This window comes from Actinomyces sp. oral taxon 897, from assembly GCF_002999235.1.
Classification (GTDB): domain Bacteria; phylum Actinomycetota; class Actinomycetes; order Actinomycetales; family Actinomycetaceae; genus Actinomyces.
In genome coordinates this window covers 1,050,677-1,072,832 of sequence record NZ_CP027236.1, presented here as the reverse complement: position 1 = coordinate 1,072,832, position 22,156 = coordinate 1,050,677, and the positions used below count along the sequence as shown (strand labels likewise).

Genomic DNA, 22,156 nt, shown 5'->3' with positions numbered 1-22,156 from the left:
CGAGCCCCGCAACCCCGCACCGGCGGCGCGCCAGGCCGACGCCGTGGCCCGCGCCCAGGAGCGTGGCCGCGGCCCCCGCACCGGCGGCGCGCCAGCCGCCCGGGCTCCGAGCGGTGGTGTCCGTGCCCGAGGCGGACCTGCTGGGCCAGACCCCGCCCCGCCCGGGCTTTGGGCGCTGGCCCCGGCCCGGTGCGCTCAGCGTAGGCACGTGGTACCGCACGGCCTACCCCACCGGCCCCGGTGCGCTCAGCGCTTCTTGTACAGGGACTTCGTGGCGTAGACGGGCTCGTTGGTCACCTGGATCCCCAGGGAGCGGAAGATGCCCTCGTCCACGCTCCCCAGGATGGTGGAGGTGTGCACGTCGCAGCCGCGCAGGGAGTCCAGCTGGGCCAGGGCGGCCGCCGCGTTGGGGTCCCCGTTGGCCGAGACCGCCAGGGCGATGAGCACCTCGTCGGTGTGCAGGCGCGGGTTGCGGCTGCCCAGGTGCGCCGTCTTGAGGTGCTGGATGGGCTCGATGGACTCCCGGGCCAGGAGCTCGACGCCCGGGTCGATCCCGGCCAGGACCTTCAGGGCGTTGAGCAGCATGGCCGAGGAGCAGCCCAGCAGGGGGCTGGTCTTGCCCAGGACGATCTGGCCGTCGGGCAGCTCGATGGCGGCCGCGGGGGCCTGGGTGGCGGCGGCCAGGCCCAGGGTCGGGGAGACCACGGGCCGGTCCTGGGGGCGGACGCCCACCTTGGCCATGAGCAGGGCGATGTGGGCGGACTGGACCGGCTCGGCGCCGTCGCGCTTCTCGGCCACCAGCGCCTTGTAGTAGCGGCGGATGATCTCCTGCTTGGAGGCCTGGCGGCAGACCTCGTCGTCGCTAATGCAGTAACCCGCCATATTGACCCCCATGTCGGTGGGGGAGGCGTAGGGGGAGGACCCCAGGATCTTCTCGAACAGGCGGCTCAGGACCGGGAAGACCTCCACGTCCCGGTTGTAGTTGACGGTCTGGACCCCGTGGGCGGCCAGGTGGAAGGGGTCGATCATATTGACGTCGTCCAGGTCCGCGGTGGCGGCCTCGTAGGCGATATTGACCGGGTGGTCCAGGGGCAGGTTCCAGATGGGGAAGGTCTCGAACTTGGCGTACCCCGAGGACACCCCCCGGACGTGGTCGTGGTAGATCTGGGACAGGCAGGTGGCCATCTTGCCGCTTCCCGGGCCCGGGGCGGTGACCACCACCAGGTCCCGGGTGGTGGTCACGTACTCGTTACGGCCGTAGCCGGACTCCGAGACCACGCGCGTCACGTCACCGGGGTACCCGGCAATGGGGTAGTGGCGGTAGACCCTGATACCCAGCCCCTCGAGCTTGCGCTTGAAGGCCTGGGCCTGGTGGTTGTCCTCGGTCCACTGGGTGACCACCACGCTGCTCACGTACAGGCCGTAGTCACGGAAGGCGTCAATGTGGCGCAGGACGTCGTCCTCGTAGCCGATCCCCAGGTCCGCGCGCACCTTGTGGCGGGCGAAGTCCCGGGCGTTGACCGCCACAATGATCTCGACCTCCTCGGCCAGGGAGGCCAGCATGACGATCTTGTTGTCCGGGGTGAAACCGGGCAGGACCCGGGAGGCGTGCATGTCGTCCACGAGCTTGCCGCCGAACTCCAAGTAGAGCTTGCCGCCGAACTGGGCGCGTCGGCGCGCAATGTGCTCGGACTGCAGGCGCAGGTACTTCTCCCGGTCGAATCCGGTACGCATGGACTCTCCTCGATCATCGTAGATTTAGCGTGCGACGACAGTGGTGCAGGCGGGGGCGGGAGGCGGCCCGCTGCGAGAGCACCACCCCGCACAGGGGCGCCGCCCCGGGTGCCGGTCTGCACAGAGGCGCTGGCCCGCACAAAGGTAAGGGCGCCTCCCTGGGGAGACGCCCTTCTTCTCACTGCGGTGCCGGCCTTCAGAGCGCGGCCACGCGCCTGGCGAGCTTGGACTTGCGGTTGGCGGCCTGGTTCCTGTGGATAATGCCCTTGGAGGCGGCCTTGTCCAGCTTGCGGCAGGCCTTGCGCAGGTGCTCCTCGGCGGCGGCCTTGTCGCCGGCCTCAATGGCCTCCCGGACGCGGCGCACGTAGGTCTTGAGCTCGGACTTGACGGACTGGTTGCGCAGCCGGGCCTTCTCATTGGTCCTAATGCGCTTGATCTGGGACTTAATGTTAGCCACTGTGGGTGAAGCTTTCTGTGTCTGTGGTGGTCGTTGGCCGGAGAGAGGGTTCGCGCCACAGGCCGGTGAGGTGTGGTGGGGCGCCTGCCCGACCCGGTCGCCGGACCCCGCAGCCGGCCAGGCCAGAGGTCCAAGTGGGGACTCTACCAGCCGGGGTGGCCTGAGTCCCGGCGCTGTTCCTGCGGGCTGGAGTGAACTTAGTCGCCCGCTGCGCCCTGCCCGTCACCGGTACCTGCGCCCTGCTCGTTGCCGCCAGCGCGCTCCGCCTCCTCGCCGGTACCGGTGAGGAGGCTAATGTGCTCCTCGGCGCGCTCGACGAGCCCGGGGTCGTGGGTGGCCACGAGGACCGCGGCCCCGGAGGAGACCCACTCCTCCAGGAACCCGGTCACCATCTCGGTGAGCTCCTCGTCCGCCCCGGCGGTGGGCTCGTCCAGGACGACCAGCCTCGGGCCGGCCATGAGCAGGGTGCGGGCCAGGGCCACCCGCATACGCTCCCCGCCGCTGAGCAGGCCCGTCCGGGTCCTGGCCAGGTGGCTGATCCGGGTCCTGGCCAAGACGTCGGCGGCCCGCTCCCGGCGCTGGTGGCGGGGCAGACCCAGCGCCCACGCGGCGTGGCGGAGGGTGCGCGCCACGGTCCACGAGTCCTCCAGCAGGAGGTCCTGGGGCTGGAGGACGATCGTGGTGCGGTGCGCCCGGCGGACGTCGCGCTGGCTCATCTGACTGGAGGGGAGGCCGTTAAAGGTGACGGTTCCGGTGAAGTCGAGGTCGTACAGGCCCAGGCACCACGCCGTGGTGGTCTTCCCGCAGCCGTTGGGGCCGGTGAGCGCGGTGACGGTGCCTCCTGCCAGGGTCAGGTCGAGGCCGTCCACGAGGAGGCGCCCGCCCCTGGTAATGGTCAGGCCCGTCGCGGTGAGCGTGTCAGCCATGGCGGGTGGTCCTCCTGTCGTGGTGATTGTGGGTGGGCCGCGCTCCCAGGACGACGGCCCCTACGAGCACGAGGGCGCACACTGACTGGGTGACGACCAGCTCGGGGGCGGAGAGGGTCAGGAGCGGCCAGATCAGGACGAGTGCGGGCGGGATAATCAGGGCCGCGGTGACCAGGTGCTCGGTCAGTCGGCGCTGGCCCAGTAGCTGGCTGATCTCGCGCCTGCGTCTGCGTGCCTGGGCCCAGGCGCGCGCCGCGAGCCCGCAGCTGACCACGGTGCCCGCGGCCGAGGCCAGGAGGATGAGGGCGTGGAGTATCAGCGTCTGCGTGGTCTGCGCCCGTAAGGCGGTGCCGACGGCGCCCACGGAATCGAGGCGTGCCACGAGGCCCTCCACGTGGTGCTCACGCAGCTCCTCACGCAGGGAGTAGACGGTCTGGCCGGTGAAGACCGCCGCCCCCTGGGTAATGGCGGATAGGTAGTCGGTCGGTGCGAAGTAGCCGTCGGGGACCACGGCAATGAGGCAGCTACTGGTCCGGGTGCCCTCGCTGCTGAGGAAGTAGCTCACGGCGGGCAGGTCCGCGGGCAGTACCGCGGTGGCCTCGGTCTGGTCGTGGGTGACCACGGTAATGTCGCCGCTGGTCCCTCCGAACTGGGTGTTGAAGCGTGCCTGGTCGACCAGCATCTGGGTGAGGGCGGCGTCCTGGCCGGCCAGTGCCGCCGGTCGGTAGAGGGCGACCTCATTGTCTGCGACGGTGGGCAGGCCGTAGTGGGCGGCGGCCGTGTTATTGAGGTAGAGGGTGGGCGGGCCGCTGGAGTCTCCAGGGGTGCCGTCCGGGATGGCCCACGTCAGGACGAGGCGTCCGTCCTTGTTCGCCTGGGCCACGAACGAGGCGATCTGCGGCATGAGGGCGTTGAAGGTGTTCTCGCTGACGGACCAGATGCCCAGCGAGACGGCCCGTGGCAGGGAGCGCTGGGCCTGGGCCTGGTCGCGCAGGGTCCGTGCATTGAGGACGTCGGCCACGAGGGTGGTGCTCGACGTCGAGAAGGACCAGGTCATGGCCAGGGCGAGCCCCCAGGTCAGGACGGCGAGCCCGTAGCGTGGGCGCGCCGTGGTCCCGGGGCGCCGTCGGCTCCCGGCGGCCAGGACCGCCCAGCCGGCGAGCGTGCCGGCGGTGGTCGCCGCTACGACCAGTCCTGCGCACCAGGCAATGAGCTCCGCGGTCGTGCGGTGGATACTCAGTACCGTCGAGGCGTAGACGTCGTAGGCCACCACGAGGCTGAGCGCCGCCAGGGGCAGCAGGACCCACCGGCACGCGGCCAGGAGGTTGCTCTTTAGGAGGTCAAGGGCCAGGCTCGTGTGGGAGCGCCCGAGCAGGCGGGCGCACCTGTACGGGGCCAGTTGGGAGGCGGTGGCGAGGGCGAGCACAATCCCTAAGGACGCCTGCGCCAGCAGCAGGCTCATACCGAGCACGGAGCTGAGCGCGGCGGCGCGGACCCGGCCCGTGGTCAGGATCTCGGACCTGTATACCTGCCTCCCCCACTGGCCCCTGACCTGGTCAATGAACTGGGTGACGCCGTCCTGGTCCCCTATGACGTGCCACCCGCCCAGGGCGTCGTCCTGGGCGGTGCTGCCGCTGTAGACAATTGACTCCGGCAGGAACAGGGAGTCCAGGGGCGGGCGAATGTAGTCGTGGGCGTCGTGGCCCAGGATCTCCACGGAGGTCGTTGAGAGCGAGTCGTCAATGATGTCAAGGTACTCCGTGGTGTGGCGGACCTGGGCGACCTCGACGCCGGTGCGCTCCGCGACCTGTCGGACCTGCTCGGGGCTCACGCCGGTCTCACTAATAGTGACATAGCCGGTGGTCTCTGCCGGGAACAGGGGGGACAGCGTCTGGGGGACAAGGAGGACTATTGCCAGGCACAGAGCGAGATTGAGGGCCCAGGTGGTTCTGAGAAGGCTCTTCATAAGAGGGGCGCGGTAGGTGACGGCTCCTTTAGGCTCCGTCACCTACCGCATGGAATCAGTGACTCAGCAGAACCAGTAGTAGGCCTCATTCGTGTCGGTCGAGCGTCGGACCTGTGCATGAGACCACCGTCCAGGGGCTGTTCGGGCACTTCGCACGGTGATCAACCCGTTGTAGGTCCGAACCGACGATCCGTGGCACCGGGTCGGGTGGTAGAAGTTGGACCAGACAACCGACCAGTCCGTGCCGTAGTACCACGACCCGCCATCAACGTGCTGCCAGTAGGAGCCGAAGAGGCCAGCAGGTCGGAGCTCGCTACCTGCGGTGCTCGAACTGGCGTCGTCCTCGATGACTACGGATCCGTAGGACGTGGCGTCGTCGGGAACCGGGTCCTCAGAGGCAGTTGCTGTTGGTGTGACGCTCAGTGCCAAGGCGAGGAGCGGGGTTGACATGAGTGTGAGGAACTTACGAACGAGCATGGTACCCTCCGGTACGGTGTGGGTGCTGGTAGCGGTCGTGTTGAAGGGGTGTCGAGCAACTTCCATTGCCCGACACACTGAAATATAGGGACTTGAGGGACGTCACACAAGGGGTCCTAAGTCCCAGAATTGATCACTCAACACGCTGACGGGCTAGCTGTGCGGCAACCGCCCAGGTTAGGGCCGTTTGGGAGCGGGTCAGCCCCAGTGTTCTCTGAGAGCAGACACGACGCCGTCAAAGGTGCGCCTGTCCATGGTGGCGCCCTCGCGCCGTACCGCCTGCGGGCTCACCAGGAGCAGGCGGTCCAGGCGCACCTCGCTGGGGCGGCCCCGGGGGTCCCAGGCCCCGGTGCCCACGTCGTGCCAGTAGCGGCCCCAGTGCGCCTCCTGGGCGGCGTCGAGGTCGTGGTCCTGGCTCGTCATCTGGGACACCACCAGGCGGGCCGACGGGCCCGTGCCCTGGCGGGCCAGTACCAGCACCGGCCGGTCCTTGCCCTGGGAGGCGTCCTCCTCGTAGGGCACCCAGGTCCACACCACCTCACCGGGGTCGGCCTCGCCGTCCGGGTCGGGGGAGTAGGCGAAGTCGGGCAGGCCCCGGGCGGCCACGTCGTAGACGGTGACGCCCTCGTGGGCCCTGGGCCGGGCGCCCGCACCCCGCGAGGTACGGCCCTGGGACGTCCCCTGTCCGCCCGCCTGGGTGGTGCGGTGCGCCCCCTGTCCGCCCGCCCCCGGGGCCGCGGTTTCCGACGAGGCCCTGGTGGCCCTAGAGGCCGTGGGCGCGGCCTGCCTGGCCGTGGCGTCGGCGGACCGCCTCGGTGCACCAGGGGCGGGATCCCCCTCGGCAGGGTCCGCCGCTGTACCGGGGCCGCCGACGGTAGTCGCGGGCTTGAGGGCGCGGTCCAGGGCGTCACCGGCGGCGTCGCCAGCGGCGTGCCCGAGCAGGGTGAGGACCTGTTTGAGGAGAGAGGCCATGGCGCAACCCTATGGGCAGGCCCGGCCCCGTGGGGCGCCTACACGCTGACGTCCCCCCGACAGCGGCGTGGCGGGGGGACGTCAGGACCGTGGCGGTGGTCAGCCCTTGGGCTGCGTCACGGCGGTGCAGGTGGGGTAGGTGGTCGCGTCCACGCCGGAGCCGTTGGTCTCGACGTCGATCTCGGCGCTCAGACCCTTGGAGGTGTCCCCGGTCACGCAGGTTCCCGCCGCGTCCCAGGCCTCCTTGGTCATGGCGGCGGAGTCGACCTTGTAGTAGGCCGAGAACTTGAAGCTCATGGAGGAGCCGGCGATCAGCTCCGCCGCCGTGTTCATCCGGACGCTGCCGTCAGCCCCGGGGAGGTAGTCGTCGCGGAACCACCACGGGCCGCTGGTCGGCGACACGTACGACAGCTGGAACCCGGCCGGGGTACGGGGCCGCAGGACGATGCCGGAGGTCCGGCCGTCGGCGTCGGTCTGGTTGGTGAAGGTCACCGTGTAGTCGACGCGGACGTAGGGGGAGCTGAAGAAGACGTCCGGGTCGTGGACCTCGGTGGTGCTCGGCTCGCCGGTGACCGCGACCTGGGTGACTGCCCGGTTGTCCGTGTACTCACCGGTGAAGGTCTGGCCGCCCGTGGTCACGCCCGTGGTCACCGCGTTGCGTCCCACGACCCCGCTCAGGTCCACCTGGCAGGTGACCTCCTTGCCGCCGGGGACCGACGCCTTGCCGCTGGAGACCGTCAGGGACGGAGCCGGGCCTACGGCGGTGACGACCTCACCGCCGTAGGCGCCCAGGTCGCAGCTGAGGCTGGTGACCGAGGCCGGGCCCCGGGTCCGGGAGGTGGTGACCGTGAAGTCCGACATGGGGCTGGTCGAGTCGTTCCTCACCGTGGCGGTGAAGTGGCCCGCGTCCTTCGCGGTGTCGTCCTGCGTGCCGGCGCCAATGGTGACAGTCGCGTGGGCGGTGTCAGCAGCTGGCTTCTGCACGGTGGCCACCGGCGTCCTGGACGTCCCGTCCGAGACCGTGACGGTGGGGGTGAAGGAGTAGTCGCGGGCACCGGCACCGGGGGCCAGGGCCGTGGCCCCCATGGTCAGGTCGAGGTAGCTGCCCGCGGCCCAGCCCTGGAAGTCCACCTGGTAGGTCAGGCTCAGGTGCCCGGGGGTGCAGGTGACGGCCTTGACCTCACCCACGCTGTCGCCGTGCCAGGTGTAGTACAGCTTGGCGAAGAAACGGAGGTCGGAGCTGGCCAGACGCTCAATAGGGGCGTCGGTGTAACGGCTGGTGAAGTACGCGGCCGTCCCGGCCACGTGGTCCTCGCCGGGGCAGGTCCAGGCCCACTTCCCGGGCTCTGAGTCGGCCTCGATAGTGAGGGTGACGTCCTTGCCGGCCACGGCGGCGGAGGGGACGTGGAGACCCCAGGTCAGGCAGCCGTCGGCGTCGTTCTCACCGGAGCAGCCCTCACCCCCCGGGTAGTAGCGGCCGGTGGCGGTGATATCGGCAGCTTCCTGGGGGGCGGAGTCGTCGGCGTATGCCGGGGCTAGCAGGAGGGCGGTGAGGACCAGGGGGAGGGTCAGGGCGACGCCGAGAAGCCGGAGCCACGGTGGGGCTGCCTGAGCTCGTGGAGTGTGCATGGGAGTCCTTTCCCCGGAGGACGCCGGGACTGAAACCAAGGTCTCACCAATGTAACTGTTTGATATATATCCTGTAAAGACGTGCGTATCCCTATTGCCCCCTCCCGGCTGCCTGGACCTCCCGGGCCGGGTTCCGGGGCCCTTTTGCCCGCAACCCGGCCCGGGAGGTACCCGTGCGCCTGCTCTCACCGGCGGGTGGCCTCCTTCATGGCGGAGGTGAAGGCCACCAGGTCGTCGCGCAGGGCCTCCAGCTCACGCTGCCGCCCGGGATCCCGGCCCTGGTCGTGGGCGGCAGCCAGGGCCGGGACGTGGGCCTCCACGATCCTGACCGTGGCCGAGCCGCTGATCGCCCCGTCGGCCCCGGCGGCGACCGCCTCGGCCACCTGGTCGGGCCGCGATATGCCGAAGCCCAGCATGACCGGGGCGGCGGCGTCGGCCCGCAGACGGGCCACCGACTCCGCCAGCCCCGCGGTGGAGGAGGCGTGCTCGGTGCCGGTGACCCCGACGCGCGAGACCGCGTAGACGTAGCCGCGCGAGGCCGCGGCCACCGCGTCCAGGGTCTCGGCCGAGGCCGACGGCGGGGCGATGTAGACCGGATCCACCCCCGCCTGCCGGGCCGCCCGGCTGAAGCGGGCGGACTCGCGCACGGGGACGTCAGGCACCAGGACCGAGTCCACCCCCGCCTGAGCGCAGTCGGCGTAGAAGCGCCCCAGGCCCAGGCAGAAGGGCACGTTGCCGTAGACGAGCAGGCCGATAGGCAGCTCCGGGTGGCGCCGACGCACCCGCGCCACCACCTCCAGGCAGTCGTGGAACCCGGCACCCGCCCCCAGGGCCCGCAGGTGGGCGCGCTGGATGGTGGGGCCGTCGGCCACCGGGTCGGAGAAGGGGATCCCCAGCTCCAGGGCGTCCGCCCCGCCCCTGACGAGGGCCTCGACCACCGCCTCACTGACCTCGGGCGTGGGGTCTCCCACCATGACGAAGGGCACGAAGGCGCCCTCGTCCCTGTCCCTGAGCGCGGCGAACATTGCGGCGTAACGGCTCATTACAGGTCCTCCGTGGTCGCGGCGGTCGGGGTGCTCACAGGGGCGCCGGCCGTGCTGGTTGCGCCAGCCGGGCCGTCCGTGCTGGTTGCGCCAGCTGCGCCAGCCGGGCCAGCTGGGTCGGCTGCGTCGTCCGGGACGGCCGCGCCTACCGGGACGGCCGCACCGGTCCCGGCTGGGGCGGGCTCAGCCGCACCGGTTCCGGCGGGGCGCAGCCCGGCGTACTCGGTGCGCCTGCCCATCTGGGCCACCATACGCGCGGCCCGCTCCACGGCGGGGTCGGCGCAGAAGGGGCCCAGGCGGGCGACCTGCTCCAGGTCCTTGTCCCCGCGTCCGGACAGGCACACCAGCAGCACCGGCGGCTCGGCGTCGGCGGGCACGTCCCGGGCCACGCGCAGGGCGTGCGCCAGGGCGTGGGCGGACTCCAGGGCCGGGACAATGCCCTCGTGGCGGCTCAGCAGCCTAAAGGCCTCCAGGGCCTCGGCGTCGGTGACCCCCACGTAGGTGGCCCGCCCGGTGTCCGCCAGCCAGGCGTGCTCCGGGCCCACACCCGGGTAGTCCAGGCCCGCGGACACGGAGAACGACTCCTCGACCTGCCCCTCGGAGGTGCGCATGAGGTAGGAGCGGGCCCCGTGGAGGATCCCCACCTTCCCGGCGTTAATGGCCGCCCCGTGCCGGGGCGTGTCCAGGCCCTCCCCGGCGGGCTCCACGCCCGTCAGGCGCACCGTGGGGTCGTCAACGAACTCCGAGAAGACGCCGATGGCGTTGGAGCCCCCGCCCACGCAGGCGATCACCTCCTCGGGCAGGCGGCCGGTCAGGGCCAGCACCTGGGCGCGGGCCTCCACGGAGATGACCCGGTGGTACTCGTGGACGATCGTGGGGAAGGGGTGCGGGCCGGCGGCCGTGCCCAGCAGGTAGTGGGTCTCGTGGAAGGAGGCGGTCCAGTCGCGCAGGGCCTCGTTGACGGCGTCCTTGAGGGTGCCCGCGCCGCTGGCCACCGGCACCACCCGCGCCCCCATGAGCTCCATGCGCTCCACGTTCGCCGCCTGGCGCACCACGTCGGTGGCGCCCATGTAGATCGTGCACTCCAGGCCCAGCAGGGCGCAGACCATGGCCGTGGCCGTCCCGTGCTGGCCCGCGCCGGTCTCGGCGATCACGCGCTTCTTGCCCATGCGCCGGGCCAGCAGGGCCTGCCCGAGCACCTGGTTGCCCTTGTGGGCCCCACCGTGGACCAGGTCCTCGCGCTTGAGCAGGATCCGGGCCCTGCCGTCCAGGGGCAGGTTGCGCAGCTCGGTCACCGGCGTAGGACGCCCCAGGTAGCGGGTCATGAGCTCGTCGAGCTCAGCGCGGAAGCCCGGGTCGGCGTGGGCGGCGATAAAGGCGTCCTCCAGCTGGTCCAGGGCCGGGATGAGCAGCTCGGGCACGAACTGCCCGCCGTAGGGCCCGAAGTAGGCCGGCAGGCGCGGGTGGTGACCGTCCGCCGCCTGGGAGCCGCCCGGCCCCGACGGCGCGTCCGACGGCGCGTCCGACGGCGCGGGCGTCTCGGCGTCCGGGGCCAGGAGCCCGGCGGCCCGGTCCAGGGCGGCCCGGCGCCCGGCCCGGCCCCCGTCGGCGCCCTGGGCCTCGTGCTGGGGCACGGCCTGGGCCAGGGCACGGGCCGCCGCGCCGGGGTTGTCGGCGCCGGACAGGCAGGAGCCCACCAGCAGGGCGTCCACCAGCCCCGCCAGGGCGCGCACGTCAGCCGGTGAGCCCACCCCCGACTCCCCCACGAGTACCACCCCGGCCGGGGCCAGGGGGGCCAGCTCCCGGGTCCGAGACAGGTGGGTGGACAGGGTGCGCAGGTCGCGGTTGTTGATGCCGACGACGGCGGCGCCCAGGGACGCGGCCCGGTGCATCTCGGCCGGGGTGGAGACCTCGGTGAGGACCCCCATGCCCAGGGAGCCGGCCAGGGCCGCCAGCTCACGGTAGGCGTCGTCGGGGAGCACCGAGAGCATGAGCAGGACGGCGTCGGCCCCCAGGTGGCGGGCCGCCAGGACCTGGACCTCGTCCACGACGAAGTCCTTGCACAGCACGGGGCAGTCCACCACCTGACGCACCGCCGCCAGGTCCTCGTAGGACCCTGCGAAGCGGTCCGGCTCCGTCAGCACGCTGACGGCGGCCGCGTAGGGCCGGTAGGCGGCCGCCAGGGCGGCCGGGTCGTAGTTAGAGCGGATGGTGCCCCGGGAGGGGGACGCCGCCTTGCACTCCATGACGAGGGCCGGCTGGGGAGCGGACCGGGCCCCGGAACGGGTACGCAGCGCCTCCTCGAAGGAGCGCCGTGAGCGGGGCAGGTCGGCGGCCCGCAGATGCCCCCAGGCCGCTCGCAGCTCGGGCAGGCGCTCGCGGCGTGCCGCCAGGATCGCGTCCAGGACCGTGCCCGTGGTACGCAGGCGCTCGGAGACGGGGACACGCTCCACCGGGCGCTGGCTGCTGGTCGTGGTCATGGCCGCTCTCCTCAGTCCTGCCCGGCGGCGGACGCCGTGCCCGCCCCGCCCCCGGCGAGCTGCGCGGCGGTGGTCATGCCCTCCAGGTGCCGGGCCACCGCCCCGGAGGCAATGTGCTCCAGCGCCATGGCGGTGCCGTCAGCCAGGTTGTCGGCCGGACCCGCCAGGTACAGCAGGGCGCCGGCGTTGACCGCGACCGCGTCCCGGTGGGCGGCCTGGCCGCGTCCGGCGAAGACCTCCCGCAGCAGGTGCGCGTTCTCGGCCGCGTCGCCGCCCCGGATGTCCTGGAGCGTCCACCTGGACACGCCCAGCTCCTCGGGGGTGACCTCGTAGGCCTTGACCCCCCGGGGCGTGGCCTCCCGCACCAGGGTGGTGCCGTGGACCGCGATCTCGTCGGTACCGGCCCCGTGCACCACCAGGGCGCGCTTGCGTCCCAGGTGGGTCATGGCCTCGGCGATCATGTCCAGCATGTCCGGGTCCCACACGCCCATGAGCTGGTAGGTCAGGTGGGCCGGGTTGAGCAGGGGGCCCAGGACGTTGAAGATCGTGGGCGTGGCCAGCGCCCGGCGGATCGGTGCCACGTGCCGCATGGCCGGGTGGTAGGCCTGGGCGAACAGGAAGCAGAAGTGGTCCCGGGCCAGCAGCTCGACCGCCGTGACCGGGTCCGCGTCCAGGGGCAGTCCCAGGGCGCTAATGACGTCGGCGGCCCCCGCCAGGGAGGAGACCGCCCGGTTGCCGTGCTTGGCCACCGAGATCCCCATGGAGGCCGCCACGATCCCGGCGGCCGTGGAGATATTGATGGTGCCCGCGCCGTCGCCGCCGGTCCCTACCACGTCCACCAGCGGGAAGGTGACCGCCGGGAAGGGGCGGGCGGCGGAGCGGAAGGCGGTCGCGGCACCGGCGACCTCCTGGGCCTCCTCACCGCGGGCGTGCATAGCCGCCAGGAGGGCGGCGGTCTCCGCCTCGGACAGGTCCCCGGCGCCCAGGGCGGCGAAGACCGTGGAGGCCTCGGTCTGGGTGAGCCGGTGGCCCTGGATGACGGAGCGCAGGAACACGTGGGCGTCCTCTGCGTTCGGAATGTTCTGGTTCTCAGACATAGTATTTCCTTTCTAATAAGGTCTTTAGAGCGTAGAGCGGATGGACGGCGCCGTGGCGTCATTGACGGGTGCGGCGAGGTCGGTGACCAGGGCCTTGAGGATGGCGGGACCGTGGGGGGTGAGCACGGACTCGGGGTGGAACTGGAGGCCCACCACGGGGGCGTCCACGTGCCGGGCGGCCATGACCACGCCGTCGGTAGTGACGGCCAGGGCCGTCAGGTCAGCGGGCAGGGCACGTGTCCCCAGGGAGTGGTAGCGGGCCACGTCCAGAGGGCCGCCCGCCAGGGGGGCCAGGGCGGCGTCGGCGCGCCCGGCGGCGGTGACCTCCACACGGGTGGAGCGGCCGTGCACCGGGCCGACCGGCCCCACCCTGCCCCCGCATGCCTCCACGATCGCCTGGAAGCCCAGGCAGATCCCCACCGTGGGGACAGAGGAGGTGGCCACGGCCGCCCTGACCAGCTCCATGAGGCAGCCGGAGTCCCGGGGGTGGCCGGGACCGGGGGAGAGGCACAGCACGGGGCGCTGGCCGCGCTCCCGCTCGGCCGGGGTCGGCTCCAGGGCCGAGCGGACCGTGGCCGCGGGGGCGGAGCTGCGGTACACCTCGACCTGCATGCCCAGGGTGGCAATGAGGTCCACCAGGTTGTAGACGAAGGAGTCGCGGTTGTCGAGCAGGACCACACGTGTCCGTGGCCCGCGGGGGCCCGGGGCGGAGCCCGTACGCCGCAGGGCGGTGGGGGCCTCAGAGGCCGCGGGGGCGGTGGGGGCCGCGGGGCGCAGCCCGCGGGCGCCCGCGGTCGGAGACGGGGCCCGGGGGCCCGGGGTCGCTTCGTGGCAGCCGGTCCCCACCCCGGTGGGCGATCCCACGACGTCGTCACCGGCACCGGGGGTACGGTCCTTTGACGGGGCCCGGTGGCCGATACCGAGGACGGCCCCCTGGGAGCGGGCCACGGCCTCCAGCACGGCCCGTGCCTTGTGGACCGTCTCGGCGGCCTCGGCAGCAGGTACCGAGTCCGCCACCACCCCGGCCCCGGCCTGCACCAGGGCCCGGCCGTCGGCGACGAAGGCGGAGCGGATGACAATGCAGGTGTCCAGCTCCCCGTCGCCCCGGAGGTAGCCCACGCTCCCGCCGTAGGAGCCGCGTCGTCCCCCCTCGAGGGTGCGGACCAGCTCGGCAGCACGCAGCTTGGGGGCGCCGGTGAGGGTGCCCATGGTCATGGAGGCGCGGAAGGCGTCCAGGGCGTCCAGGTCCGGCGCCAAGGTGCCGGTGACCTCGCTGACCAGGTGCATGACCCGGGAGTAACGGTCCACACGCATGAGGTCGGTCACCCGGCGGGTGCCGGGCACGCTCACCCGGGCGACGTCGTTGCGGGCCAGGTCCACCAGCATGACGTGCTCGGCGACCTCCTTGGCGTCCGTGCGCAGCTCCAGCTCCAGGCGCGTGTCACGCTCGTGGTCCACGCCCCCCTCAGGGCCCAGGCCCCGGGGGCGGGTCCCGGCAATGGGGCGGATGGAGACCTCGCCGGTGCGTGCCGAGTGCAGCAGGGCGGACTCGGGGGAGGCGCCCAGGAGCTCGAACCCCGGCGCGGCCAGGTAGAACATGTAGGGGCTGGGGTTGGCCTCACGCAGCTCGTGGTAGGCGGCCAGGGCGTCGGGACAGGGCAGGGTGAAGCCGCGTGAGGGCACCACCTGGTAGACCTCCCCGGCGCTAATAGCCTCCTGCATGGTGCGCACCACGGCCTCGAAGTCGGCCTCCCCCACGGTGGGCCGGGCCTCCAGCACCGGGGCGGGGCGCCCGGGCCCGCACCCCGGGTACTCTGGTTCCGAGTGCGCCAGCTCCGGGGCGGGTGCCCGGCCCGAGGGGGTGGCCGGCCCGGGCAGGGAGGCGAAGGCCGTGACGGCCTGGGCCAGCTCCTCGACGCGGGCCTCCAGGCCGGCGCCGTCCACCGAGGCACCCACCAGGGTCGCGCTCCGGGTGGGGTGGTCCACCACCAGGATGATACGGGCCTCGTAGAACAGGTAGTCCGGGCAGGTGTTCCCACCCGTGGGCACCGCCGGCAGGCTCTCGAAGGTGGCCAGGTAGTCGAAGGCGAACACCCCGGCTACCAGGGGCAGGTGGGGGTGGTCGACCTCGCGCGCCGCCAGGAGTCGCAGCGGCTCGATCGTGGAGGGTGCCGTCAGCCGCTCACGCTCCTCCAGGCTGCCGTCGTCAGGGGCCGGGGGGACGCTCAGGGTCAGGCGCTCGGGGGTGCGGGCGGTGACGTGGGCGGGCAGGCGGGTGGCCAGGGCCTCCAGGCTCGCGGCGCCGTCGGCCCGGGCCTGTGGCAGGACCTCGACGGTGACGGCGTCCCCCTCGCAGGTCAGGCGGGTGGAGGCCTGGAGGACCGCGATGGTGGTACGTGAGGCCTTGGTGGCGGTGTCGACGGACTCCAGCAGGACCGTGTCCACGGGCCGGGCGCCGGGCCCGCCGACGGTGCCCACCAGCCCGGTGCGGGCCAGGTGCTCCAGGAGCCGTCCGGCGTCAGGAGGGTAGGCCACCGCCCGGGTGACCACCCGGGGAGGGGGCAGGGGCGTTGGTGTCATGGTGGTTCCTCCTGTTCGTGACGCCAGGAGGTGCCCGTACACGTCAAGAGCCCGCCTGGTCGGCGAGCTCTTGGGGGTGGTCCGTTCCGGTCACGCGCGCAGTGTGGCTCGCCTGCTGGGGAGCCACCACCACTGCGCGGTACGGGAGACTGTCACGACGGCGATTAAACCACACCTCACCGGGGGCCTGCACGCCCGGCACCGCCGCCGGGTCCGCTGCCTGCGGTGAGGCGGTGGGCCCGGCAGGAGCACTCAGGACAGGTGGTCGCGCACCTCGTCCATATCCTTGTCGCCGCGTCCGGAGAGGTTGACCAGGAGGGCAAGCTCGGAGCCCGCGTCGTCTCCGGCGGCGTGCTCGCGGGCCATCCTCAGGGCCTGGGCGACGGCGTGGGCGGACTCCATGGCGGGGATAATGCCCTCGTGGCGGCTCAGCAGCCTAAAGGCCTCCAGGGCCTCGGCGTCGGTGACCCCCACGTAGGTGGCCCGCCCGGTGTCGGCCAGGTGGGCGTGCTCGGGGCCCACCGAGGGGTAGTCCAGGCCCGCGGAGACCGAGTGCGAGGGCAGGACCTCCCCGGAGTCGGAGAGCATGACGTAGGAGCGGGTGCCGTGGAGGATCCCGGTGCGCCCGGCGCAGATGGGGGCCCCGTGGAAGGGGGTGTCCAGGCCCTTGCCGGCTGGCTCCACACCCACCAGGGCCACCTCGGTGTCCTCAAGGTAGGAGGCGAAGGCGCCGATGGCGTTGCTCCCGCCTCCCACGGCGGCCACGACGGCGTCGGGCAGACGGCCCAGGCGCTCGGTGACCTGCTGGCGGGACTCCGCGGAGATCACGGACTGGAAGTAGCGCACGATCGTGGGGAAGGGGTGCGGGCCGGTGGCCGAGCCCAGGACGTAGAAGGTGTCCTCCAGCTGCTCGCACCACTGGCCCAGGGCCACGTCAATGGCGTCCTTGAGACCTGACGTGCCCTGGGTCACGGGAACCACCCGCGCGCCCATGAGCTCCATGCGCTCCACGTTGGGGCGCTGGCGGGCCACGTCGTGGGCGCCCATGTAGATGGTGCACTCCATGCCCAGCAGGGCGGCCACCATGGCGGTTGCCGTCCCGTGCTGGCCCGCGCCGGTCTCGGCAATGAGACGCCTCTTGCCCATGCGACGGGCCAGGAGCGCCTGGCCCAGGGTGTTGTTGCCCTTGTGGGCCCCGCCGTGGACCAGGTCCTCGCGCTTGAGCAGGATCCGGGCCCCGCCGCCCAGAGGCAGGTTGCGGCACTCGTAGACGGGGGTGGGACGGCCCAGGTAGGTGGTGCGCAGCTCGTCGAGCTCGGCGTGGAAGGCGGGGTCGGCGACGGCCTCCACGAAGGCGGCCTCGAGCTCGTCCAGGGCGGGCAGGAGGAAACCGGGTACCTCCTGGCCCCCGAAGCGACCGAAGAAGGCCGGCAGGATGGTCTCACGGGGCAGGTCGGTACCCGGGGCCGGGGGCGTGTAGCCGGGGGCGTCGGGGCCCAGGGGGCCGGTGGGTACGCGGTTGGCGGTGGGGGCGGAGCCCGGAAGCGTTGTCGTCACCCCTGGGACGGTAGGGACGGGCCGCCCCCGGCGCAAGTCAGCGCGGCCCGGGGCCCGGGCTCCCGGCAACTGGGGCGCGTCGGGTGCCCGCCATTCGGGTGCCCGCCGTGCGGACGGCCTTCTGGTGCCTGCCCACGTGCGGGGACAGTCCCTGCCCCTCATCGCCCCTCATCGGGACGGGCAGGGCCGAGGACGCCGCGTCGGGTGCCTGGCCTGCCGGGACGGTCCCCGGACCTCTCAGGCGTGCATGGCGGCGTCCAGGTCGGCCAGCCAGCGGTCGTAGCCCGGGCCGGCCCAGCCCTGGCCCTCGGGGGCCGCGGGGTCGCGCTGGAACATGGTCGGGTAGGAGCCCGGACCCAGGGCCAGGACTGCCTTGAGCTGGTCGGGCAGGCTGACGAAGAAGCACCACTCCACGTTCGTCAGGCGCCCGGAGATCTTGTCCGGCTTACCCAGGTTCTTGACGGCGAAGCGGCCCTCGGCCTCCATACGGGCCACCTGGAGGGCCAGCACGGGGGCGGAGAACCAGGCGAGGTTAATGTTGTGCTTCTTGCCGTGCACGTCCTTGATCGTGACCGTCCGCTGACGGTAGGCCCGCCGGTAGCTGGCGATCTCGTCGTGGCGCAGCTGGGTCTCCCGGCCCCGCCAGTCGGTGGTGATAGTGACGTGCGGGGCGTCCACCAGGGAGCAGTTGCGGTAGGACTGCAGGACGAAGACGCTCACACCGGCCGAGAGCAGGCCCAGGAGCACAATGAAGATCTTGGCGACGACGTCCGGGACGACGATCCCAATGAGGACCAGGATGACAGCCAGTACCAGGAAGAACACGAACAGGACCTTGACCAGGCCCGCCGGCCTCTGCCTGACCACGTCAGCGGTCTGGGCCACGCCCCCGGGAGCGGCTGGTGCCTGTGTTATCCGACCGGCCTCCACCCGCTTGTTCTTCTGGTAGAGCTGGGAGACGAGGCCGCTGATGAGCGCGACGATCACGAAGATAATCAGCTTGGTGATAGCGGCAGTGGACACGGGACATCCTCCGGGACGGGGTAGCGGGTGCAGGCGGGAGCCTGCGGGGATGGCAGCGACCTTACCCCGGGTCGGTGCTTCTGGGAAGACCCGACGCCGGGGCCCGTCGTCCCCGCGTCGCTGGTCGTGGGACACTGACCCCAGTCAGACCCGCCCGTCCTCGGGCGGCCCGCCGGACCCGGAAGGCCCACGTGTCACCGATCCTCACCCCCGAGCAGGCTGCGAGCGTCACTCCTGCCACGACCGACCCCGCACGTATCCGCAACTTCTGCATTATCGCGCACATTGACCACGGCAAGTCCACCCTGGCCGACCGCATGCTCCAGGCCACCGGCGTCGTCGCCCCCCGTGACATGCGCGCCCAGTACCTGGACCGCATGGACATTGAGCGCGAGCGCGGCATCACCATTAAGTCCCAGGCCGTACGCATGCCCTGGGGCGTCACCGGTCCTGACGGCACCACGCACGCCTACGCCCTGAACATGATCGACACCCCCGGGCACGTGGACTTCTCCTACGAGGTCAACCGGTCACTCGCCGCCTGCGAGGGCGCCGTCCTCCTGGTGGACGCCGCCCAGGGCATCCAGGCCCAGACCCTGGCCAACCTCTACATGGCCATTGAGGGGGACCTGACCATTATCCCGGTCCTGAACAAGATCGACCTGCCCGCCGCCGAGCCCGAGCGGCACGCCGAGGAGATCGCCTCTCTCATTGGCTGCCAGCCCACCGACATCCTCCACGTCTCGGGTAAGACCGGGCAGGGCGTGCCCGAGCTCCTGGACCAGATCGTCCGGACCGTCCCCGCCCCCCACGGGGACCCCGACGCCCCGGCGCGCGCCATGATCTTCGACTCCGTCTACGACACCTACCGGGGCGTGGTCACCTACGTGCGGGTCGTCGACGGGGCCCTGCGCCCCCGCGAGCGCATTGAGATGCTCTCCACCGGGGCCGTCCACGACCTGCTGGAGATCGGCGTCATCAGCCCCGAGCCGACACCCACCCAGGGCCTGGGGGCGGGGGAGGTCGGCTACCTCATTACCGGGGTCAAGGACGTGCGCCAGTCCAAGGTGGGTGACACCGTCACCTCCGCGGCCTCCCCCGCCACCACGCCCCTGGGCGGCTACCAGGACCCCAAGCCCATGGTCTTCTCCGGGCTCTTCCCCGTGGACGGCTCCGACTTCCCGGCCCTGCGTGACGCCCTGGACAAGCTCAAGCTCAACGACGCCGCCCTGACCTACGAGCCGGAGACCTCCGTGGCGCTCGGCTTCGGCTTCCGCTGCGGCTACCTGGGGCTGCTGCACCTGGAGATCATCCGCGAGCGCCTGGAGCGCGAGTTCAGCCTGGACATTATCTCCACCGCGCCGTCGGTGGTCTACGAGGTCACCATGGAGGACCGCAGCTCTCACACAGTGACCAACCCCAGCGAGTTCCCCGCCGGGAAGGTGCTCAGCGTCTCCGAGCCGGTGGTGCGGGCCACCATCCTGACCCCCAGCGAGTTCGTGGGCACCGTCATGGAACTGTGCCAGTCGCGCCGCGGGACCATGGGGGGCATGGACTACCTGAGCGAGACGCGCGTGGAGATGCACTACACGCTGCCCCTGGCGGAGATCGTCTTCGACTTCTTTGACGCCCTGAAGTCGCGCACCCGCGGCTACGCCTCCCTGGACTACGAGATGGACGGGTCCCAGGAGGCCAGTCTGGTCAAGGTCGATATCCTCCTCAACGGCGACAAGGTGGACGCCTTCAGCGCCATCGTCCACAAAGACGCCGCCTACTCCTACGGGGTGAAGATGACCAGGCGCCTGAAGGACCTCATCCCGCGTCAGCAGTTCGAGGTGCCCGTCCAGGCCGCCATCGGTACCCGGGTCATTGCCCGGGAGACCATCCGGGCCCTGCGCAAGGACATGCTGGCCAAGTGCTACGGTGGTGACATCACCCGTAAGCGCAAGTTGCTGGAGAAGCAGAAGGAGGGCAAGAAGCGCATGAAGGCCATTGGTCGCGTGGAGGTCCCCCAGGAGGCGTTTATCGCGGCCCTGGGGGCGGACACCCCCACGGGAAAGGACAGGTGACGGCCCGCGTCGGGCAGCCGACTGGCCGGGAGGAGCACGATGCAGCAGCACCCGCCCCGTTCCCACGCCATCCGCTCGCGTGTGCGCTCCTTCTCCCGGGCCGGCGGGCGCCTGACTGACGCCCAGCAGGAGGCGCTGGCCCGTTTCGGGGGCAGGTACGTCATTGACGTGCCCCGCGCCGACGCGATCCGCACCGTCGACGCCTCCTTCCGCCTGGACCCGGCTGCCGCCTTCGGGCACCCCGGGCGGGCCCGGCCGCTCGTGGTCGAGGTCGGCTCGGGCGGCGGTGAGGCCCTGCTGGCCCACGCCCTCGCCCACCCGGGGACCGACCACCTGGCCGTGGAGGTGTGGGAGACGGCGATCGCCCGGATCGTGCGTGACGCCGCCAGGGCCGGCCTGGACAATGTGCGCGTGGTGCCTGCCGACGCCGCCCAGCTGCTGGCCACGGCCCTGCCGGTGGGCAGTGCCAGCGAGGTGTGGGTGTTCTTCCCCGACCCCTGGCGCAAGGCCCGGCACCGCAAGCGCCGCCTGGTCACCGAGTCCTTTGCCGACTCGGTGGCGCGCGTGCTGCGTCCCGGGGGCGTGTGGAGACTGGCCACTGACTGGGCCGACTACGCCTGGCAGATGCGTGACGTGGTCGAGGCGGTCTCCTCACCACACGGGGCGGGGCGGGGATCTGGTCAGGGCCTGCCCCCGACCCGGCCAGGGGCGGGCGCCGTCAGCCCCTGCTTCCGCCACGACGACGCCGGGGCGCGCCCCGACCTGGGGGCGGACACGGCGGTGGACGGGGACCCGGGCAACGGCCTGGACCCGGGCTCGCCGTCGGGAGTGCGCGGCGGCTGGTCGGAGCGCTTTACCGGGCGGGTCATGACCCGTTTCGAGGCCCGGGGCCTGAAGGAGGGGCGTACCGTGCGCGACCTGTGCGTGGTACGTACCTCCCAGGCGTGGGTGTCCCCGGGCTAGCCGTCGGGGACGTACGTTAGTCGTTGGGGACGGCTGTCGGCGACGTACCTTAACCATCACGGACGTACCTTCGTCGTCGGGGACGTACGTTAAGGGTACGTCGCCAATGACTAAAGTACGTCCCCGGCGAGTGAGGGGGTGGGGGGAGTGGGTGAGCGGGGGAGTCTAGGCGGTCGTGGGGGAGAGGGCGTCGTCGCCCCGCCCCAGGAGGCCGCGCTCCTCGTCGGGCACTAGGCGTGAGACGCCGTAGCCCAGCCAGAACAGGCCCAGCCCCACCGTGAGCGTGCCCACGTAGTACAGGGGCTGTCCCAGGGACGGCAGCACCGGCATGCTCTTCTGGTAGAAGTAGTTCCCGTCCGTCAGCACGTTGGCCACCACCGCCACCAGGGAGTAGGCGACCATCCACCCGAAGGCGCGCCACAGCGCCTCCCGGCTCGGGCGCCAGTCGCTGGTCACCCACGCCAGCGCCGGCATGAGCAGGGTCACGACGTGGTTGACCAGGAAGGTCCAGCCGAACAGGTTCCAGAACGGCCACACCTCCTGCGGGTAGGAGAAGCTGAACCAGGCCCACAGGCTGAAGTAGAACAGCACGTCCATGACCCGCTTGGAGCCGGTGGCCAGGTAGGCCACGCACAGCACCGCCGAGACCCGCGAGATGTGCAGCGGCAGCGACTCCCCCCAGTCCCACCCGGTGAGCGCGTACATGCCGTACAAGGTGGCCTGCTGGGCCAGGGAGGCAATGAGGACCCCTGCACGTACCCGTCGTGCGTGCCTGCGTACCCACCGGCGTCGGCCAATGAGGAGGGCTGCGGCCGCCCCCAGGCAGCCGACGTACGCCATGTGGTCCAGGCCGCCGACAGGTATCCACCCCGGCATCGGGTCAAGGAAGTGCTTCACCCGGTCATGCTAACCGTGCCCGACGGGCATCGCCCGCCAGCACCAGGTGGCGAGTCCGACGTCGCCAGCGGCCCCGGCTCCCTCCTGCCAGCTGGCCCAGGTGGTCCGGGTCAGGAGAGGGGGCTGGCAGTGCGGCTGGTGCGGTGAGCCGGTCCGGGCCGAGTGGGGAGGAGTACGCCGGTCTGCTGCTGGCCCGGGTAGCATTCCGGGTCGGAAGGAAGGCGGTGGTCACCATGAGGAGCTCCCCGGACCCCTCCCGGCTCTCATGCTGGCGTGGCTGCGTGGT

General features: G+C 71.8%; 16 protein-coding genes and 1 pseudogene. 2 read left to right on the top strand and 15 right to left on the bottom strand.

Going from position 1 to position 22,156, the window contains the following annotated elements:
* Window positions 1-246: 246 nt before the first annotated feature.
* The 14 genes and pseudogenes from C3V41_RS04320 to C3V41_RS04260 form a co-directional block, all read right to left on the bottom strand.
* A complete protein-coding gene (locus C3V41_RS04320) occupies window positions 247-1,734 on the bottom strand; it encodes a DUF1846 domain-containing protein (protein ID WP_106109250.1) in 1,488 nt (495 codons plus the stop codon).
* Between the two features lie 196 nt (window positions 1,735-1,930).
* Window positions 1,931-2,191 (bottom strand): 30S ribosomal protein S20, encoded by a 261-nt coding sequence (gene rpsT, locus C3V41_RS04315; RefSeq protein ID WP_106109249.1) that lies wholly within the window; start codon window positions 2,189-2,191, stop codon window positions 1,931-1,933.
* Between the two features lie 197 nt (window positions 2,192-2,388).
* Window positions 2,389-3,117 carry an ATP-binding cassette domain-containing protein gene (locus tag C3V41_RS04310; protein WP_106109248.1) on the bottom strand — a complete coding sequence of 243 codons (729 nt, stop codon included), beginning with the start codon at window positions 3,115-3,117 and terminating at the stop codon, window positions 2,389-2,391.
* Window positions 3,110-4,948, bottom strand: a complete 1,839-nt coding sequence (locus C3V41_RS04305) for a hypothetical protein (RefSeq protein ID WP_254423676.1) — start codon at window positions 4,946-4,948, stop codon at window positions 3,110-3,112. The genes C3V41_RS04310 and C3V41_RS04305 overlap by 8 nt, the downstream gene beginning before the upstream one ends.
* Before the next feature lie 198 nt (window positions 4,949-5,146).
* A complete protein-coding gene (locus C3V41_RS04300; RefSeq protein WP_165271575.1) occupies window positions 5,147-5,560 on the bottom strand; it encodes a lactococcin 972 family bacteriocin in 414 nt (137 codons plus the stop codon).
* A 198-nt stretch (window positions 5,561-5,758) separates the two neighbouring features.
* Window positions 5,759-6,532, bottom strand: a complete 774-nt coding sequence (locus C3V41_RS04295; RefSeq protein WP_106109245.1) for a type II toxin-antitoxin system PemK/MazF family toxin — start codon at window positions 6,530-6,532, stop codon at window positions 5,759-5,761.
* A gap of 99 nt (window positions 6,533-6,631) precedes the next feature.
* On the bottom strand, window positions 6,632-8,161 hold the full coding sequence (locus tag C3V41_RS04290; protein ID WP_106109244.1) for a hypothetical protein: 1,530 nt from the start codon (window positions 8,159-8,161) through the stop codon (window positions 6,632-6,634).
* Between the two features lie 185 nt (window positions 8,162-8,346).
* The gene (gene trpA, locus C3V41_RS04285; protein ID WP_106109243.1) at window positions 8,347-9,204 is read right to left on the bottom strand and encodes a tryptophan synthase subunit alpha; all 858 of its coding nucleotides are present in this window, start codon (window positions 9,202-9,204) and stop codon (window positions 8,347-8,349) included.
* Complete coding sequence (gene trpB / locus C3V41_RS04280) at window positions 9,204-11,684, bottom strand: tryptophan synthase subunit beta (protein ID WP_254423675.1); 2,481 nt, start codon at window positions 11,682-11,684, stop codon at window positions 9,204-9,206. Before trpB (C3V41_RS04280) ends, trpA begins: the two co-directional genes overlap by 1 nt.
* An 11-nt stretch (window positions 11,685-11,695) precedes the next feature.
* Window positions 11,696-12,781 carry an anthranilate phosphoribosyltransferase gene (trpD, locus tag C3V41_RS04275; protein WP_106109242.1) on the bottom strand — a complete coding sequence of 362 codons (1,086 nt, stop codon included), beginning with the start codon at window positions 12,779-12,781 and terminating at the stop codon, window positions 11,696-11,698.
* 24 nt (window positions 12,782-12,805) lie between these two features.
* Window positions 12,806-13,507 (bottom strand): anthranilate synthase component II, encoded by a 702-nt coding sequence (locus C3V41_RS13280; protein WP_174714795.1) that lies wholly within the window; start codon window positions 13,505-13,507, stop codon window positions 12,806-12,808.
* Window positions 13,508-13,696: 189 nt separating this feature from the next.
* A pseudogene (locus tag C3V41_RS04270) lies at window positions 13,697-15,361 on the bottom strand (anthranilate synthase component 1); the annotation flags it as partial.
* A 252-nt stretch (window positions 15,362-15,613) separates the two neighbouring features.
* Complete coding sequence (gene trpB, locus C3V41_RS04265) at window positions 15,614-16,918, bottom strand: tryptophan synthase subunit beta (protein WP_254423674.1); 1,305 nt, start codon at window positions 16,916-16,918, stop codon at window positions 15,614-15,616.
* Window positions 16,919-17,155: 237 nt separating this feature from the next.
* A complete protein-coding gene (locus tag C3V41_RS04260) occupies window positions 17,156-17,941 on the bottom strand; it encodes a hypothetical protein (protein ID WP_106109240.1) in 786 nt (261 codons plus the stop codon).
* Between the two features lie 191 nt (window positions 17,942-18,132).
* On the opposite strand from C3V41_RS04260, the gene lepA reads away from it, so the two are divergent.
* Both lepA and trmB read left to right on the top strand, forming a co-directional pair.
* A complete protein-coding gene (gene lepA, locus C3V41_RS04255; protein WP_106109239.1) occupies window positions 18,133-20,010 on the top strand; it encodes a translation elongation factor 4 in 1,878 nt (625 codons plus the stop codon).
* Between the two features lie 39 nt (window positions 20,011-20,049).
* Window positions 20,050-20,973 carry a tRNA (guanosine(46)-N7)-methyltransferase TrmB gene (gene trmB, locus C3V41_RS04250; RefSeq protein WP_106109238.1) on the top strand — a complete coding sequence of 308 codons (924 nt, stop codon included), beginning with the start codon at window positions 20,050-20,052 and terminating at the stop codon, window positions 20,971-20,973.
* Window positions 20,974-21,138: 165 nt separating this feature from the next.
* On the opposite strand, the gene C3V41_RS04245 is transcribed toward trmB, so the two are convergent.
* Window positions 21,139-21,870, bottom strand: coding sequence for a YwaF family protein (locus C3V41_RS04245; RefSeq protein WP_254423673.1), 732 nt, complete (start codon window positions 21,868-21,870; stop codon window positions 21,139-21,141).
* Between the last annotated feature and the right edge of the window lie 286 nt (window positions 21,871-22,156).